Raw genomic sequence first — 18,099 nt, 5'->3', positions numbered from 1 at the left:
TTGCGGCCCCAATCCCCGACGTTATCAATGTTCGCACTGTCTCCGATCTCTGTTCGGAGAGGCTTACCCTGCATCCTCCGGCCGCCAGTCGATTCCTCCGATCAGCCCGTCGCCCAACTTCGCCTGTCAGGCGGGGCATTGCCGGACCCGGAACCAGAATGAAGAAGGAAGGTGCGCAATGACCGCCTTAGAAAAAGATGGGTTCACGGCTTGGCCGGACGATTTTGCGGAACGATACCGCGAACTGGGTCACTGGCAGGACGAGACCTTGGGCGGGCTGCTGGCGCGGCTGGCCGCGACGCATGGCAACCGAACCGCCATCACCGACCAGAATGGCACCACCAGCTACGCCGCGCTGAATGAACAGGCCGACCGGCTGGCCGGTGGGTTGCAAGGGCTTGGCATCCGCAGGGGTGATCCGGTTCTTGTGCAACTGCCGAACGGCGCAGCCTTCGTCGCGGTCAGCTTTGCCCTGTTCCGGCTGGGCGCGCTGCCGATCTTTGCGCTGCCCGCGCAACGGTTGCACGATCTGGACGCCCTGTCGCGGCTGGCACAACCCGTCGCCTATATCTGCCAAAGCAGTTTCATGGGCTTCGACTATCGCGCGATGGCGGAAGAGCTTCAGTCGCGCAACGATTGCCTGCGCCACATCATCATTGACGGCGATCACGGCACGCATATCGACCTGTCCACGCTGGAAGGCCGCTTCGATCCGTTGAACCCGCCCGTCCCTACAGACATCGCCTGTCTGCTTCTGTCCGGCGGCACCACCGGCACGCCGAAGCTGATCCCGCGCACCCATGCCGATTACGCCTATAATGCGCGGATGGCCGCGCAGACTTGCGGCGTCGATGCGAACAGCGTCTATCTTGCCGTCCTGCCTGCCGCGCATAACTTCACCCTGTCCTGCCCTGGCATTCTGGGCACTCTGACCAATGGCGGTCGAGTGGTGATGTCGCAATCGCCATCCCCGGACGAGGCTTTCCCGCTGATCGAAGCCGAAGGCGTCACCATTACCGCGCTTGTCCCGGCTTTGGTGCCGCTGTGGCTGCAACAACGCGAATGGGACAGCAGCGATCTGTCCAGCCTGAAGCTGCTGCAGGTTGGCGGCGCGCGTCTTGACCCGGTCACCGCAGAAAAGGTCACGCCGCTTCTGGGATGCGGGCTGCAACAGGTCTTTGGCATGGCCGAAGGTCTGATCTGCATGACCCGCCCCGACGACCCGGTCGAGGTCGCGATCAACACCCAAGGCCGCCCGATCAGCGCCGATGACGACCTGCGCATCGTCGATCAGGATGGCAATGATCTGCCCGATGGCGCGGTCGGCGAATTGCTGGTGCGCGGTCCCTATACCATTCGCGGTTATTTCCGCGCCGCGACCCATAATCTGACCGCCTTCACCGGCGAAGGCTATTACCGCTCTGGCGATCTGGTCCGCCGCCGCGCCGATGGAAATCTGGTGGTCGAGGGGCGCGCCAAGGAACAGATCAACCGCGCGGGCGAAAAGATCGCGGCGGCCGAGATCGAGGATCTGCTGCGTGAATATCCGGGCGTCGCCGATGCCGTGGTCATGGGTGTGCCTGACCCGATTCTGGGTGAGAGAAGCTGCGCGGTCCTGATCGTCAACGGCGAACGCCCGACGCTGGCACAACTGCGCGATGCCCTGCGCGCCCGCGATCTTGCGCAATTCAAGCTGCCGGACGAGTTGCGCTTCGCATCCTCGTGGCCGTTAACGCCGATCGGCAAGATCGATCGCCGCAAACTGGCACACATCACTGCACCTGCGACAGCGAAACAGCAAGCTTTTCTGGAACGAACCGTATCGCTTGATACCGACCCGCTTGCTGTCGCAGCGGCGCTTGCGGCGACCGCCGGGGCAGAGAACGCAACCGTCTATGAACATCAGGGCGAGTTCAGCGTCGGTCTGGGCGAGTTAGCCCGGATCCAGTTGAACGGCGAAAAACTGACCCTCCAGCAGAAGGATGACCGGCGCGACTGGCCCGCATCCGATGCAATCGACCTGCTGGAAACCGTGCTGCAAGACATCGCGGTGCAGGGCTGGCGCGCCTATGGGATGGCGGAATTCGAGCTGACCCGACATTTCCATGACCTGCCGTTACAGGATGACAGCCGCCCGCTGCTGATCCTGTCGGTCCCCCGCGCCGAATATCGCCTGCGCGCCGATACCGCAGTCCTGCGCGCATTGGACGAAGACGAATTACAACGCATGGCCCGCATTCTTGAACAGGTGCAGGCATCCGTGCGTCAGCCTGGCAGCCAGAAGACGAAACCCACCGACATCCTTGCAGGCGCGGAAGATTACAAACACAGCGTTGCGCGCGGCGTTGCAGAGATCCATGCGGGCGATTACCAGAAGGTGATCCTGTCGCGCCCGGTTCCGCTGCCATTCCCGCTGGACATGACAGCCACCTATGTCGCCGGTCGCAGGGCCAACGACCCTGCTCGCTCGTTCCTTGTCCTTAGGCAAGATTTCCAAGCCGCAGGCTTCAGCCCCGAAACCGTGGTCGAAGTGACCTCAGACGGCGTTGTCGCCACCCAACCCCTCGCAGGCACCCGTGCATTGCTGGGCGAGCCGATGGCCGATATGGCCTTGGGCCGCGAACTGCTGTCCGATCCAAAGGAAATCGCGGAACACGCCGTCTCGGTAAAGCTGGCGCATGAAGAGCTGATGCCGATCTGTCAGCCGGACTCAATCGGGCTCAGCTATTTCATGGACATTATCCATCGCGGCTCGGTCCAGCATCTGGCATCGCGGCTTGGCGGCCGACTGACCGGCGATACGAACCGCTGGCATGCCTTCCGCGCCCTGTTCCCCGCCGTCACCGCCTCGGGCATTCCAAAGCGTGAAGCGGTGGACGCGATTGGCCGTCACGAACAGGGGCCGCGTGGGCTTTACAGCGGCGCCGTGTTGATCGCCGATCAGGATGGATTGCTGGATGCCGCGCTGGTGCTGCGATCGGCCTATCAGCAGGACGGTCAGGCATGGCTGCGGGCGGGCGCGGGCATCGTCGCCCTGTCCGATCCTGAACGCGAACTGACCGAGACTTGCGAAAAGCTGGCAAGCGTCGCCCGCAATCTTGTGCCCGCGATCCCTGTCGATGCCGCGCATGATCCTGCGCCCGCCCAAGCAGCCGCCGAAGAGACCACGGCGACCGAGCCCGCAGAATAGGTTTGCAGATGAACAAAATGATCCCTTCCTCCGCCGCTCGTCCGAATGCACTGCCCGACCGGCAACAAATGCGCGACCAGATCATCAGTCTTATTCCGGCGATGGATCGCGAACTGCGCGACAGTGACAACCTGTTGGAATGCGGTCTGGAATCGCTGCACATCATGCGACTGGCGGGAACATGGCGGCAGGCAGGGGCCAAGGTCACCTTTTCACAGTTGATCGCCGATCCAACCATCGAAAGCTGGGATGCGCGCCTGCAAAGCGCGCCCCCCGCGCCTTCGCAACCCGTGATCCCGACGCCGGTTCCGCCACAGCGCGACGATCAGCCTTTTGATCTAAGCGATGTCCAATATGCCTATTGGATCGGCCGCCGCGATGATCAGCCGCTGGGCGGCGTTGGCTGTCACGCCTATCTGGAACTTGACGGCCAGAATGTCGAACCCGCGCGCTTGCAGGGCGCTTGGCAGACCCTGCTGGACCATCATCCAATGCTGCGCGCCGCCTTCGATGAGAATGGCCAGCAACGGATCACCCCCCGCGCCGCGTCCTTTGACCTGCCGGTTCACGACCTTGCCACGTCCTCGCCCGAGGCGGTGCAGACCGCGCTGACCGCAACCCGCAACCGGCTGGACCATCGCAGGCTGCGGGTGGAGCAGGCAGAGGTTGCGGGCATCGAACTCAGCCTGTTGCCGGGTGGCGCGACGCGCATTCATCTGGATATCGATTTGCTGGTCGCCGATGTGCAAAGCCTGTCGATCCTGCTGCGCGATCTGGCGACCGCCTATCGCGGCGACCCCCTGCCCGCCCCGCCGGTGGATTGGAGCTTTGCAACCTACCTTCAGCAACAGCGCGACCGCCGCGCGGCGGATCGCGACCGGGATCGCGATTACTGGCATCAGCGGCTTTCCGATCTGCCCGAAGGCCCGGCCCTGCCGCTGGCGGTGCATCCCGACCAGATCGGCGCGCCGCGCTTCAACCGCCGTCAGCACCGCCTGGACGCCGAAACGTGGTCGCAGCTTCGCCGATTTGCCGCGACCCACCAACTGACCCCGGCCATCGTTTTGGCAAATGCATTTGCAACCGTCCTGACCCGGTGGAGCGCGCAGGACGACATCCTGCTGAACCTGCCGCTATTCGACCGCGAGATCACGCAGCCCGGCCTTGATGACGTCATCGCCGACTTCACCAATCTTCTGCTTCTGCGCGCCGATCAAAGCCAAGGCGACAGCTTCGTCGATCACGCAAGCAAGCTGCAATCGCAACTGCATGCCGACATTGCCCATGCCGGGTATTCCGCCGTTCAGGTTCAACGCGACATCGCCGCCCGCCGTCAGATGATGGGCGGCATCGCCCCGGTCGTCTTTGCCTGCAATCTCGGCTCGCCTCTGGTCGGTGATGATTGCCGCGCGACCCTTGGCCGGATGGACCACATGATCTCGCAAACCCCCGGCGTCTGGCTCGACCATCAGGTCTATGAAGAAGACGGGGAATTGCTGCTTTGCTGGGACGTTGTTGAGTCTCTTTTCCCTGCCGGTGTGATTGACGCGATGTTTGCGGCTTATGGCAGGCTTTTGTCGTGGCTTGCAGGGGATGCGGCACGGTGGCGTTTGGCGGTGCCGGATCTGTTGCCTGATACTCAGGCGGCGGTGCGGGCAGAGGTCAACGCGACCACGGCACCCCGGCCCGATGGTCTGCTGCATGACGGCTTCTTCCGGCAGGCGGCGGAACGGCCAGACCGTCCGGCCTTGCTGGGACATGGCGGGCCGCAAAGCTATGGCGATCTGGCCCAGCAGGCGCTGTCCGTGGCCGCGCTGTTGCAGGATCAGGGCGTGGTACCCGGCGATCCCGTCGCCATCACCCTGCCGCGCGGGCCGGAACAGATCGCCGTCGTGCTGGGCGTGCTGGCCGCAGGCGCGGTCTATGTCCCGGTCAGCCCGGAACAGCCTGCCGCCCGCGCCACCCGCATCCGCGCCGCCGCAGGCATCCGCCACGTGCTGACTACTCCGGCCCATGCCACGCTGGCCGAAGGCGCCACGCTGATCGACATCACCCGCGCCGCAGATCACGCAGCCCTGCTTGCGCCGGTCAGTCTGACCCCCGACGCCCCCGCCTATGTCATCTTCACCTCGGGCTCGACCGGAGAGCCGAAGGGCGTCGAGCTCAGCCACGCCGCTGCGCTGAACACCGTGGCCGATATCAATGCCCGCTTCGCCATCACCGAGGATGACCGGGTGCTGGCCGTCTCGGCGCTGGATTTCGATCTGTCGGTGCAGGACATCTTCGGCACGCTGGCTGCTGGCGGCGCGCTGGTCCTGCTGGACGAAACCGAACGGCGCGAGGCGACCCGCTGGCACGACCTGATCGATGCCCATCGGGTCAGCATCTGGAACTCGGCCCCGGCGCTGCTGGAGATGCTGCTGGCGGTGCCGGGCGGGCTGCCCTCGCTGCGGCTGGCCATGGCCTCGGGCGACTGGATTGCGCTGGACCTGCCGCAAAGGCTGCGCGAGCGCGCCCCCGATTGCCGCTTCATCGCCATGGGCGGCGCCACCGAGGCCGCGATCTGGTCGAACCTCTGCGAGGTCGGCAACGTGCCCGACCACTGGCGCGCGATCCCCTATGGCACGCCCTTGGCGAACCAAAGCTACCGCGTCGCAGATGCACGTGGCCGCGACTGTCCCGATTGGGTGGCGGGCGAGCTTTGGATCGGCGGGGCGGGTTTGGCGACCGGCTATCGCGGCGATCCGACCCTCAGCGCGCATCGCTTCGTCGAACATGATGGGGGGCGCTGGTATCGCACCGGCGATATGGGCCGCTACTGGCCCGATGGCACGCTGGAATTTCTGGGCCGTCAGGACATGCAGGTGAAAGTCCGCGGCCACCGGATCGAGCTGGGCGAGATCGAGACCGCTCTGGAAGCTCATCCCGCCGTCACCCAGGCCGTGGCGCTGGCCTTGGGCGAACGTGGCCGCCAACGGTTGGCCGCCTTCATCGTGGCTGCCGATGATCTACCGGACCTGCCGCAACATCTGGCGGCGCATCTGCCGTCACATGCGGTGCCGCCGGTCATCGAACGGCTGGACGCTCTGCCGCTGACCGCCAACGGCAAAATCGACCGCAAATCCCTTGCCGCCCGTGCCACCGAACCTGCGCACACCACCACCAGCGCCGACGACGACACTCCCCAAGGCGAAGTCGAAGCCGCCATCGCGCAAATCTGGGCGGACATTCTCGACCTCGACAAAGTCGGACGACAGGATTCGTTCCTCGCCCTCGGTGGCGACAGCCTCATGGCAACGCGGGCGATCACCCGGTTGCGGCAGGCGGGGATCGACAATGCCAGCCTCAGCGATCTGTTCGCCCGCCCGGTTCTGCGCGACTTCGCGAACGGCCTGACCATCGGCGAGATCCGCCCCGATTTCGCCATCCAGCCCGATCCGGCGAACCGTCATCTGCCGTTCCCGCCGACCGAGGTGCAGCAGGCCTATCTGATGGGTCGCGGTGACGATTTCGATCTTGGCGGCGTCAGTTGCCATTTCTACACCGAATTCGAAGCCACCGATCTGGATCTGCCGCGTCTGGAAGAGGTCTGGAACCGCCTGATCGCCCGGCACGAAATGCTGCGCGCGGTCTTTGACGATGCGGGACAGCAACGCATCCTGCCCACGGTGCCCCGCTTCAGTATTCCCGTGACCCATACCGCAGCCGACGAAGCGAACAAGGCGCTGGCCGGATTGCGTGATGCCATGTCCGATCAGGTGATTGACCCGACGCACTGGCCCCTGTTCGATGTCCGCGCAGTCCGTTACGGCAACCGCACGCGGCTGGGCGTCAGCCTTGACAGCCTGATCATCGACGCCCTCAGCACCATGATCCTGTTCACCGAGGCCGAGACGCTTTACGCGGATCTGGACGCCCCGCTGCTCCCGGTCGGCGTGTCGTTCCGCGATTATGTGACGCAGGTGAAACCCGACCCCGAACGGCTAGAGACCGACCGCGCCTATTGGCGCGATTGCGCCAGCGATATGCCCGCCGGTCCGCGCCTGCCGCTGGCCCGCGACCCCTCTACCATCGGCAAGCCGCAGTTTACCCGCCGCGAAACCGTGCTGGCCGCTGATCCCTACAGCAACCTGACGGCGCTTGCGCGGCAACATGGGCTGACAGTGTCGTCGGTGCTGGCGACCGCCTTTGCTGAGGTGCTGGCGGCGTGGAGCGCCGATCCCGATTTCACCATCAACCTGACCCTGTTCGACCGGCAGGAAGTCCACCCGGATATCAACAATATCCTTGGCGACTTCACCTCGCTGATGCTGCTGCCCTATCGGACGCAAGCGGGCGATGACTGGCTGACACGGGCGGGCAAGCTGCAAGCGCGATCGGCCGAAAATATTGCGCATGGCAGCGTTTCAGCCGTCTGGGTCATGCGCGAGATGTCGCGGCAAAGCGGCGCGATGACAGCGAATATGCCGATCATCTTCACTAGTGTGATCGGCATGGCTGACGCGCTGCCGCCGATGCCGGAAAATCCGGTCCTGCAACGGGAATGGGGGATTTCGCAAACACCTCAGGTCTGGCTGGATTGCCAGATCGTCGAGCGCGATGACAGGCTATCGATCACATGGGACGTTGTTGAGTCTCTTTTCCCTGCCGGTGTGATTGACGCGATGTTTGCGGCTTATGGCAGGCTTTTGTCATGGCTTGCAGGCGATGCGGCACGGTGGCGTCTGGTGGTGCCGGATCTGCTGCCTGATGCGCAGGCGGCGGTGCGGGCAGAGGTCAATGCGACCACGGCGCCCCGGCCCGATGGACTGCTGCACGACGGCTTCTTCCGGCAGGCGGCGGAACGGCCCGAGCGACCGGCGCTGCTGGGACATGGCGGCACGCAAAGCTACGGCGATCTGGCCCGGCAGGCGCTGTCCGTGGCCGCGCTGTTGCAGGATCAGGGCGTCGCCCCCGGCGATCCCGTCGCCATCACCCTGCCGCGCGGGCCGGAACAGATCGCCGCTGTGCTGGGCGTGCTGGCCGCAGGCGCGGTCTATGTCCCGGTCAGCCCGGAACAGCCCGCCGCCCGCGCCGCCCGCATCCGCGCCGCCGCAGGTATCCGCCACGTGCTGACCACTCCGGCTCATGCCGCGCTGGCCGAAGGCGCCGCGCTGATCGACATCGCCGATGCCGCAGATCACGCAGGCCTGCTTGCACCGGTCAGTCTGAGCCCCGACGCCCCCGCCTATGTCATCTTCACCTCGGGCTCGACCGGCGAGCCGAAGGGGGTCGAGCTCAGCCATGCCGCCGCACTGAATACCGTGGCCGACATCAATTCCCGCTTCGCCATAACCGAGGATGACCGGGTGCTGGCCGTCTCGGCGCTGGATTTCGATCTGTCGGTGCAGGACATCTTCGGCACGCTGGCCGCAGGCGGCGCGCTGGTCCTGCTGGACGAGGCTGAGCGGCGCGAGGCGACCCGCTGGCACGACCTGATCGATGCCCACCGGGTCAGCATCTGGAACTCGGCCCCGGCTTTGCTGGAGATGCTGCTGGCGGTGCCGGGCGGGCTGCCCTCGCTGCGGCTGGCCATGGCCTCGGGCGACTGGATCGCGCTGGACCTGCCCGCACGGCTGCGCGACCGCGCCCCCGATTGCCGCTTCATCGCCATGGGCGGCGCCACCGAGGCCGCGATCTGGTCGAACCTCTGCGAGGTCGACACCGTGCCCGACCACTGGCGCGCCATCCCCTATGGCACGCCCTTGGCGAACCAAAGCTACCGCGTCGCGGATGCCCGTGGCCGCGACTGTCCCGATTGGGTGGCGGGCGAGCTGTGGATCGGCGGGGCGGGCTTGGCGACCGGCTATCGCGGCGATCCGACCCTCAGCGCGCATCGCTTCGTCGAACATGACGGGGCGCGCTGGTATCGCACCGGCGATATGGGCCGCTACTGGCCCGATGGGACGCTGGAATTTCTGGGCCGTCAGGACATGCAGGTGAAAGTCCGCGGCCACCGGATCGAATTGGGTGAGATCGAGACTGCTCTGGAAGCTCATCCTGCCGTGACCCAGGCTGTGGCGCTGGCTTTGGGCGAACGTGGCCGCCAACGGCTGGCCGCATTCATCGTGGCTACGGAAGATCCCGCCGATCTGACCATACATCTGGCGGCGCATCTGCCATCCCATGCGGTGCCGCCGGTCATCGAACGGCTGGACGCCCTGCCCCTGACCGCCAATGGCAAGATCGACCGCAAATCCCTTGCCGCCCGTGCCATCGAGCCTGCGCACACCACCACCAGCGACGACGACACTCCGCAGGGCGAGGTCGAAACTGCCATCGCACAAATCTGGGCGGACATTCTCGACCTCGACAAAGTCGGACGACAGGATTCGTTCCTCGCCCTCGGCGGCGACAGCCTTATGGCGACCGAGATGGTCGCCAGTGTCGGCAGCAGGCTTGGGGTTGATATCTCGCTGCGCCAAATCTTCGCGGAACCGACCATTGCCGGGCTTGCCGGGGTGGTCGCCGCCAAACTTGCCGAACATCACGAAGACCTTATTGAGGAGGGCGCATTGTGACCGCGACCGAGCTCGTTACCGAACTGGAATCCCTTGGCGTTCAGATCTGGGAGGAAGAAGGCGAACTGCGCTTTCGTGCGCCACGCGGCGTGATGAATGACGAACGCCGCGCCGCGGTGAAGGCCAATCGCGATCAGGTCATCGCCCATCTGCGCAGACAGGCCGAGGCCGCCGCGATCCGCCCTGCGCCGCAGGATCGCAACCAGCCCTTCCCGCTGACGGATGTGCAATCCGCCTATCTGCTGGGCCGTCAGGATCTGTTCGCCTATGGCGGCGTCGGCTGTCAGGTCTATGCCGAATTGCGGCTGGACGATATCGAGCCGGAACGGCTTGAGGCCGCGTGGAACCGGATCATCGCTCGCCACGACATGCTGCGCGCCACGATCCATGCTGACGGTTTTCAACAGGTCGCGCCAGAGGCGCCGCATTACGCGGTGGAACTGCACGATCTGCGAAATGCGGACGCGGGTCAGGTGACCGCTTCGGTCGAGGCGCGGCGCGAGCGGATGGCGCAACAAAGCTTTGCGCCGGATCGCTGGCCGCTGTTCGAACTGGCCGTGACCCGCACCGCAGATCACGCGCTGATCCATTTCGCCATCGATTTTCTGATCGCCGACTATATGTCCGTCCAGCTTCTGCTGAGCGAGCTTGCGCGGCTATACCGCGATCCCACAGCGCCCGCCGACCCGATCGAGCTGTCTTTCCGCGATTACGTGCTGGCCGAACGGGGTCTGCGCGAATCCGGGCAGTATCGGCGTGACCGCGACTATTGGATGAACCGGCTGGACCTTCTGCCCGAAGCGCCTGCTTTGCCGGTGCTGCCCCATGCGGCCGATGGCCCTGCCCGGTTCCGCCGCCTGCAGGACATCCTTGACCGCAAGGACTGGTCCGGGTTCCGCAGCAATGCCGCCCGCCACAACCTGACGCCATCGGTCGCGGTGCTGGCGGCCTATTCGGCGGTCGTTGCCCGCTGGTCGCGCAATGACCGCTTTCTGCTGAACCTGACGCTGCTGAACCGCCAGCCGCTGCATGCCGACGTGCAGGCACTGGTGGGTGATTTCACCACTGTCGGACTGCTGGCAATCGAGACCGAACCCGGTCGCGGCTTCGCCGATGAGGCGAAGGCTGTGCAGGCGCAGTTGTGGTCCGATATGGATCACCGCCTGTTCTCGGGGGTCGAGGTGATGCGCGAACTGTCCCGCCGCCGGGGGCAGGACGCCGCGATGACGCCGGTGGTCTTCACCAGCACCATCGGCCTGAACGAATCCGGGATCGAATTGGGCGAGCCTGTCTTCGGGCTAAGCCAGACGCCACAGGTCTGGCTGGATTGTCAGGCGATCGAACGAGAAGACACTCTGGTTCTGCAATGGGACATCCGTGACGGCGTTCTGCCCGAGGGCATGGCTGACGATATGTTCGCAGCAATGTCCACCTTCCTGAAAGATCTGGCCCGCAATGCGGAGTTGTGGGTCCATACCGATCCCGTGCCGCTGCCCGCCGCACAAGGCACGCAACGGCGTGTGGTCAACGCGACCGAAGCGCCTTTGCCGGAAGGTCGGCTGCACGATGCGTTCTTCGCGCAAGCGGCGGATGCAAGAATGGCGGATCGGGTGGCGGTCATCGATGCCACGGGCCCCATCAGCTATACCGCGCTGGCCCGCGCTGCTGGCGGCATCGCACAGGCCCTGCGCGATGCCGGTTGCCAACCGGGCGATAGCGTGGCGATTGCCCTGCCGACAGGCTGGCATCAGGTCGCCTCGGTTCTGGGGATCCATCTGGCGGGGGCGGCCTATCTGCCGCTTGACGTGAGCCAACCTGCCTTGCGCCGAGACCGAATTCTGTCGAACGCCAATGTGCAGATCGTTCTGGGCCAGCCGGGCGGTGATTGGCCCGCGACGATCACTCTGATCGATCCCGCCACGACCCAGCCAGCCGAACCGCAGGACAGCGGCGCGACGGTGCCTTCATCGCTGGCCTATACGATCTATACCTCCGGCTCGACCGGTGAGCCGAAGGGCGTGATGGTCTCGCATCAGGCCGCGCTGAACACCATCGCCGACATCAATCGGCGGATGCAGTTCGGGCCGGATGATCGGATCTTCGGTCTGGCGAACCTGAACTTCGATCTGTCGGTCCATGATATTTTCGGCCCGTTGGCCGTGGGCGGCTCTTTGGTCCTGCCCGATCCGGCGCTGCGCCACGATCCGGCGCATTGGTGCGATATGGTGATGCAGCATCGGGTGACGCTGTGGAATTCGGTGCCTGCGCAGATGCAGATGCTGCTGCATGTACTGGATGCCGATCCCTCGCTGGAACTGCCCCTGCTGCGCCGCGCCATGCTTAGCGGCGACTGGATCCCGCTCAGCCTGCCGCCGCATTTGCAAAAGCGCCTGCCGCAACTTGAACTCTTCAGCCTTGGCGGCGCGACCGAGGCGGCGATCTGGTCGATCATCCATCCGATGACCGAACTTGCCGCCGATTGGACCAGCGTCCCCTATGGCAAGCCGCTTGCCAATCAGAGTTTCCACGTTCTGGACAACCGGATGCGCGATTGTCCAGAATGGGTCACGGGCGAGCTTTTCATCGGCGGCGCCGGGCTTGCCATCGGCTATATGGCCGATCAGGCGCGCACCGATGAACGCTTCATCACCCATCCTGAGACCGGCGAGCGACTGTATCGCACCGGCGATATGGGCCGCTATCGTCCGGGCGGCGTGATCGAGTTTCTGGGACGCGAGGATTCGCAGGTCAAGATTCGCGGCTACCGGATCGAACTGGCCGAGATCGAGGCGGCGTTGCTGGATTGCGACGGCGTGGCTGCGGCGGCGGCACTGGTCGATGGCGACGATCCGATGGACCGCCGCCTTGCCGCCTTCGTGCAACCGGAAAAACTTGGGGCGATGCCTGCCGCCTGTCAGGTCAGCATCCCGGCCCATGATCCCAAGGCAAGCCGGTTGGCTTTGGCCTATACCGAGGCGCTGAATGATGCCGCCCGTTACGGCTTCCACGACGCCTTGCGCCGCGCGGGCGGTCTGCCCGCGAAAGGCGCTTGGGGCACGGCGGAGGACATCTGCCAGCGGATCGGGATCATCCCCACCTATCGCCGCCTGCTGGGCCGCTGGCTGCATCTGTTGGCCGAGGCGGGCTTGCTGACGATCGCCGAGGACGGTCTGTGTTCCAGTCCCGGCGGCACCTATATCCCGGGTGTCTGGCAACGGGTCCGGGACGCGCGGATCGCGGCGGGCTATCCCGACACGATCGAGCGAAATCTGGAACGCTCGCTTGCGCAGGCAGGCGCGATGCTGCGTGGTGATGCGACGCCAACGGATGTGTTCTTTCCCGGTGGTGATACCAGCTTTGCCTTGGCGGCCTATGCCGACACATTGGTCGGACAGCGTATCAACAGCGCGGTGATTGCGGCGGTGCGCGGCGCTGCGGGTCCGGGCCAGAAGCTGCGGGTTCTGGAAATCGGCGCAGGCGTTGGCGGGACCAGTGCGGCATTGATCCCGGCACTGAAGGATCTGGATTGCGACTACCAGTTCACCGACATCTCGCGGTTCTTCCTGAACCGTGCGGAACAGCAATTCAGCGATTATCCCTTCGTCCGATATGGTCTTCTGGACATCAACCACGACCTGCGCGGGCAAGGTTATCTGCCCAACAGTCAGGACGTGATCGTCGCCTGCAATGTGCTGCACTATGGCCGCGATCTGCCCGCATTGCTGAAAGAGCTGGGACAGGTTCTGCGCCCCGGCGGGCGGCTGGTCGTGGTCGAAACGGTCGAGGAAATCGCCTGGACGATGGGGTCGCTGGAATTTCTGGTGGGCGAAGGCGAACAGGCCGATGATGAGGGCTTCTTCCAAAGCGAAGAGGTCTGGGCCCGGCTTCTGTCGGACGCGGCGGGTGAAGACGCCATCGTCTTGCCCGGCCGTGACGATCCGCTGCATGCCATTGGGCAGCGCGTTTTCACCATCAGGTTCAAGGCCGGACTGGCCCAGATCGACCCGACCCGTCTGCGCCAGCAGCTTCAGGATCGGCTGCCCGCCTATATGCTGCCCCAGCAGATCGAGGTGGTCGATGCCCTGCCGTTGACACCGAATGGCAAGATCGACCGTAAGACGATGCGCGGCTGGCTCAACCGGGCAGAGGTGGGTGCGGATAGTGGCCCCGCCGATCTGCTTGACCCGCTGGAACAGAGGCTGGCTGATCTTTGGTGTTCGCTTCTGGGCATCCCACGCGTCGGGCGGCACGACAACTTCTTCAATATGGGTGGCGACAGCCTGCTGGTTTCGCAGCTTTCAAGCCGGTTGCACGAACAGTTCGAGGAAACCAAGAGCCTGCAATTCACCCAGACGATGCGGCAGCTTCTGCGCCATCCAACCATTGCCGAACTGGCCCTCTTCCTGCGCAAGGCAGGCGAGATCGAAGAGGCTGCGCCTGAAAATGCGGCCCCCGCTTCGCCCATCACGCCGCTGGGCGAGGTGACCGAGGGCGCGGATTGCTTCCTTGTGCATGAACTGGGCGGCACGATGGCGCCCTATCTGGATCTGATCAGCGCGATGAAGCCGCATGTTCCGCTGTCCGGTTTGGCGGTGACCAAGGTGGCGCTGTATCTGGAGCGCGATCCGGCCATGCTGGTGCAAACCATCGCCGACGAATATGCCGAACTGATCGCCGACGCGCCGCCCGCGCGATTGGCGGGTTACGGCATGGGCGGTCTGCTGGCCGTAGCGGTCGCCAGTCGGTTGGCCGAACGCGGAGTGACCCCGCCAGCGGTGACGGTGATCGGCGGTTGCGGCGCTGGTTGCGAGGTTCAGGACGATCTTGCGCTGGAATACGCCTTCTGCCGCTTTATCGGGGTGGACCCGGCCAAGGCAGGCTATCCCGCCGACGATGCCGCGCTGCGTCGGGCGTTGGCAGACGCTGCCGTGCGCGCAGGCATGATCCCCGCAGGCACGCTTGCGGCATTGGCCGAAGAGCCTGAGATGCAGGCTTTGCGCATCCTGCGGGATTCTGCGCCCGAAGAACGGCTGGAACGGATCGCCGAGGCGATGGCCGCGAACCGCCCCGGCATCGACGCCTTGGGCTATGCCCGCGCGCATCTGTCGCTGTTCCAGCACAGCCTTGCTGCCTATGCGGCGTTCCAGCCGGGACTTTACGCGGGCGATCTGCATCTGCTGCTGCCCGAAGAAGACACCCCGTCCCTACCCTGGCTTGACGGCGATACGGTCGGTTTCTGGCAGGGGCTTTGCCTTGGCGATGTCTCGGTCGAGCGGATCGGTGGCAGTCACTTCTCGTGCCTGAAGCCGCCACATGCGGCGGGGGTGGCGCAGAAACTGATCTCGCGGCTTGGCGCATGAAGCGGATCGGCATTGTCGGCGCATCCGGTGCGGTCGGTCGCGCGGTCGCGGAGCATCTGCGGCTTTGGGGGCAGGTCCGCCTGCGATTGGGTGGCAGGCGCGTTCCGGCGCTGCATGAGGTTGCGGCGCCGGGCGATGAGATCATCCATCTTGATCTGACCGATCCGGCCTCGCTTGCCGCCTTCTGCGGCGATTGCGACGTGGTGGTGAACACGGCAGGTCCGACCGCGACGGTGATGGACCGCATCGCCCGTGCGGCCATTGCGGCAGGGGCGGATTACGTCGATGCGGCGGGGGATGAACCTGTCCACGATCTGCTGGCGGCGGTTCCCGCACAAGGACGCAGGCTGGTGCTGTCTGCCGGGATGATGCCCGGCCTGACCGCGCTGCTGCCGCGCTTTGTCGCCCAAGGTGTTGAAGGCCCTTTGCGGCTGACGGCTTTTGCCGGTGGTCTTGACCGTTTCACCGCCACCGCTGCCGGGGATTATGTTGCAAGCCTTGGCAACGGCTATGGCGCGGCGCTTGCGGCATGGCGCGGACAGGTCGCCGCCCGTGCGCTGACCGTTCGTCAGAACGAGGAAATCCCGTTCTTTCCGGGCAGGGTCTGGGCGATCCCCTATCTCAGTCAGGAAAATATCCGCATTGCCCGCGATCTTCGCCTGACATCGGGCGATTGGTATAATGTCTTCGCGGGACAGCATCTGTTCGATGCCTTCGCGCGGATTCAGGAACTGGCGTCCAGTGCAGGCACGACCGCAGCGGTTGACGCCCTTTGCGCAGCGGCGGCGTTGGATATGGCCGGGCGCAAGACCTATCAGCGGATGACCGTCAGGCTGGAACATGCGAACGGCACCCGCCAACTGGTGCTGAATGCCGCTGACAGCTACGGGCTCAGCGGCGCATTGGCCGCCTGCACGGCATTGGACATCTGCGCCGACTCTATCCCCGCCGGGCTGCATTTCGCCGGTGAAATCCTGCGCCCCGATGCCGTGATCGCCCGGCTGCGCGGATCGCCCGCTGTCGCGGCGCTTGAAATCATCGACGACGGCGTCGGTGCAGAACATGAATTTGAAGACGGAGCATTGTGATGGCTCACCCCAAGCGCCGCGCGATCGTATGCGGCACGAAATTCGGACGCATCTATCTGAAAGCGTTCACTGATCCCGACCTTCCGTTCGAACTGGCGGGGATTTTGGGACAGGGCAGCGCCCGAACAATGGCCTGCGCCGAACGCTACGGCGTGCCGGTCTATCAGAAGGTGGACGATCTGCCTGACGATATTCAGGCCGCATGCGTCGTCATCGGCTCGGGCGTGGGCGGTGGTCCGGGTGCGGATCTAGCGCAGGCGCTGATGCGGCGCGGGATCCACGTCCTGCAGGAACATCCGCTGTTACCGGCAGAGATTGCCGCCTGTCTGCGCACAGCCGCCGCCGCGAAGGTCCAATATCACCTGAACACCCATTACGTGACGCTGACGCCGGTGCGCGCCTTCATTGCGGCAGCGCGGCGGATGGTGGCGCATGGCCGCCCGGTTTTCATCGATGCCGCTTGCTCGATTCAGGTCGCATACACACTATTCGATATTCTGGGCGAGGCTTTGGGCGGCCTGAGGCCATGGGCCTTTGCCGCCGCACCGGAATGGAGCGATCAGCTTGCCCGGCTTTCAGCTTCACCCCCGCCCTATCGCAATGTCGAAGGCGTGCTGGCGGGTATTCCGATGACGCTGCGGGTTCAGAATGAACTGGACCCGGACGACCCGGACAACTTTTCCCATATGCTGCACCGGATCACCATCGGCGGCGATGGCGGTTGCCTGACGCTGGTGGATACGCATGGCCCGGTGATCTGGACACCGCGCCTGCATCTGCCGGCCTCTGCCCGGAAAACCGCGACCATCGATGAAGCACCCGACAGCCATCTGGATCTGGCGGCGCTGACGGCTGCCGATCTGTCATCTGCCAGCCATCGGCACATTCTGGGCTCGGTCTGGCCGCAAGGCGTGGCCCATGCGTTGCGCGGACTGCATGAGGCAATCGAAACCGGCGCAAGCCCGATGCAGCGCGGCCAATATCAACTTGCGGTCTGCGAAACATGGCAAAGCCTGACCCGCGCCATCGGCTTCCCGAATCTGCGCACCGGCACCACCCTCCCGCCCCTGCCCGCCACCAGCATCCTTGACCATCCGTTGACCAAGGTGGACGCATGAGTGTTGCTACCATGCAGACCCGGCAGGAACAGTGGTTCCGCTATCCGCGCAAGACCGCCTCGGCTCGCCTGAGGCTGATCTGCTGCCCGCCAGCCGGTTCCGGGGCCAGCTTCTATCGGCGATGGGCCGACCTGATCCCGGCCTCGATCGAGCTGCTGATCGTGCAATATCCGGGCCGCGAAGATCGCGCAGGCGATCCTTTCAGCCGCGATCTTGGCGCGTTGGCCGATGATATCGCCAGTGCTGCCAGCCCGCTATCAGATCTGCCGCTGGCGGTCTTTGGCCACAGCATGGGCGCGGCCATCGCGCATGAGGTCACCCGTCGCCTTGAAGCAGCCGGGCGTTCGGTCGAGCATCTGTTGGTCTCGGGCCGCCCGCCGCCGCACCGTCAGCGCGGCAAGACCATCCATCAGCGCGACGATCAAGGCGTGCTGGACGAAATCGCCCGCCTTGGCGGCACCCCTGATGCGGTGCTGAGCCATGCAGAGCTGCGCGATCTTCTGGTGCCACGCATCCGCGCCGATTTCCAATTGATCGAAACCTATTCGGCTGATCCTGCCCCGCGCCTGCGCTGCCCTGTTTCGGCCTTTATCGGGCAGGACGATACCGAGGTGTCCGAGGATGAAGCCCGCTGCTGGGCCGATGTCACCACCGGCGCCTTCCGCCTGAACAGCTATCCCGGCGGCCACTTTTACCTGATGGACCAACCCGGCGCGTTCATCCGCGATCTGACCGCGCGGCTTGCAGCAGCCGCCTGGCCCTGCACCCCGTAAGAAAGATGAC

At 64.9% G+C, this 18,099-nt stretch carries 6 protein-coding genes; all 6 read left to right on the top strand.

Translation table 11 applies throughout. The features are described 5' to 3' along the window. Positions 1-178: 178 nt before the first annotated feature. Genes JJJ17_RS18210 through JJJ17_RS18185 form a run of 6 tightly spaced genes read left to right on the top strand, consistent with a single transcriptional unit; the run spans position 179 to position 18,089 of the window. Positions 179-3,190, top strand: coding sequence for a salicylate synthase (locus JJJ17_RS18210; protein WP_200689029.1), 3,012 nt, complete (start codon positions 179-181; stop codon positions 3,188-3,190). Positions 3,191-3,198: 8 nt separating this feature from the next. Then, positions 3,199-9,750, top strand: coding sequence for a non-ribosomal peptide synthetase (locus JJJ17_RS18205; protein WP_200689027.1), 6,552 nt, complete (start codon positions 3,199-3,201; stop codon positions 9,748-9,750). Further along, on the top strand, positions 9,747-15,110 hold the full coding sequence (locus tag JJJ17_RS18200) for a non-ribosomal peptide synthetase (protein ID WP_200689026.1): 5,364 nt from the start codon (positions 9,747-9,749) through the stop codon (positions 15,108-15,110). The genes JJJ17_RS18205 and JJJ17_RS18200 overlap by 4 nt, the downstream gene beginning before the upstream one ends. Further along, entirely contained in the window at positions 15,107-16,198 is a 1,092-nt protein-coding gene (locus JJJ17_RS18195; RefSeq protein WP_200689024.1) for a saccharopine dehydrogenase NADP-binding domain-containing protein, read from the top strand. The genes JJJ17_RS18200 and JJJ17_RS18195 overlap by 4 nt, the downstream gene beginning before the upstream one ends. After that, positions 16,198-17,316, top strand: coding sequence for a Gfo/Idh/MocA family oxidoreductase (locus JJJ17_RS18190; RefSeq protein ID WP_200689022.1), 1,119 nt, complete (start codon positions 16,198-16,200; stop codon positions 17,314-17,316). The genes JJJ17_RS18195 and JJJ17_RS18190 overlap by 1 nt, the downstream gene beginning before the upstream one ends. Beyond that, positions 17,313-18,089 carry a thioesterase II family protein gene (locus JJJ17_RS18185; protein ID WP_200689020.1) on the top strand — a complete coding sequence of 259 codons (777 nt, stop codon included), beginning with the start codon at positions 17,313-17,315 and terminating at the stop codon, positions 18,087-18,089. Before JJJ17_RS18190 ends, JJJ17_RS18185 begins: the two co-directional genes overlap by 4 nt. Positions 18,090-18,099 lie beyond the last annotated feature (10 nt).

Source organism: Paracoccus caeni (genome assembly GCF_016629665.1).
In the GTDB taxonomy this organism is placed as follows: Bacteria; Pseudomonadota; Alphaproteobacteria; order Rhodobacterales; family Rhodobacteraceae; genus Paracoccus; species Paracoccus caeni.
The sequence above is the reverse complement of the archived record's forward strand: the minus strand, read 5'-3'. Positions and strand labels throughout refer to the sequence as shown.

Bases quoted from the DNA above. Each gene is read 5' to 3' on its own strand.
- JJJ17_RS18195 (WP_200689024.1), top strand. From the start codon at position 15,107: ATGAAGCGGATCGGCATTGTCGGCGCATCCGGTGCGGTCGGTCGCGCG.
- JJJ17_RS18190 (WP_200689022.1), top strand. From the start codon at position 16,198: ATGGCTCACCCCAAGCGCCGCGCGATCGTATGCGGCACGAAATTCGGA.
- JJJ17_RS18210 (WP_200689029.1), top strand. From the start codon at position 179: ATGACCGCCTTAGAAAAAGATGGGTTCACGGCTTGGCCGGACGATTTT.
- JJJ17_RS18185 (WP_200689020.1), top strand. From the start codon at position 17,313: ATGAGTGTTGCTACCATGCAGACCCGGCAGGAACAGTGGTTCCGCTAT.
- JJJ17_RS18205 (WP_200689027.1), top strand. From the start codon at position 3,199: ATGAACAAAATGATCCCTTCCTCCGCCGCTCGTCCGAATGCACTGCCC.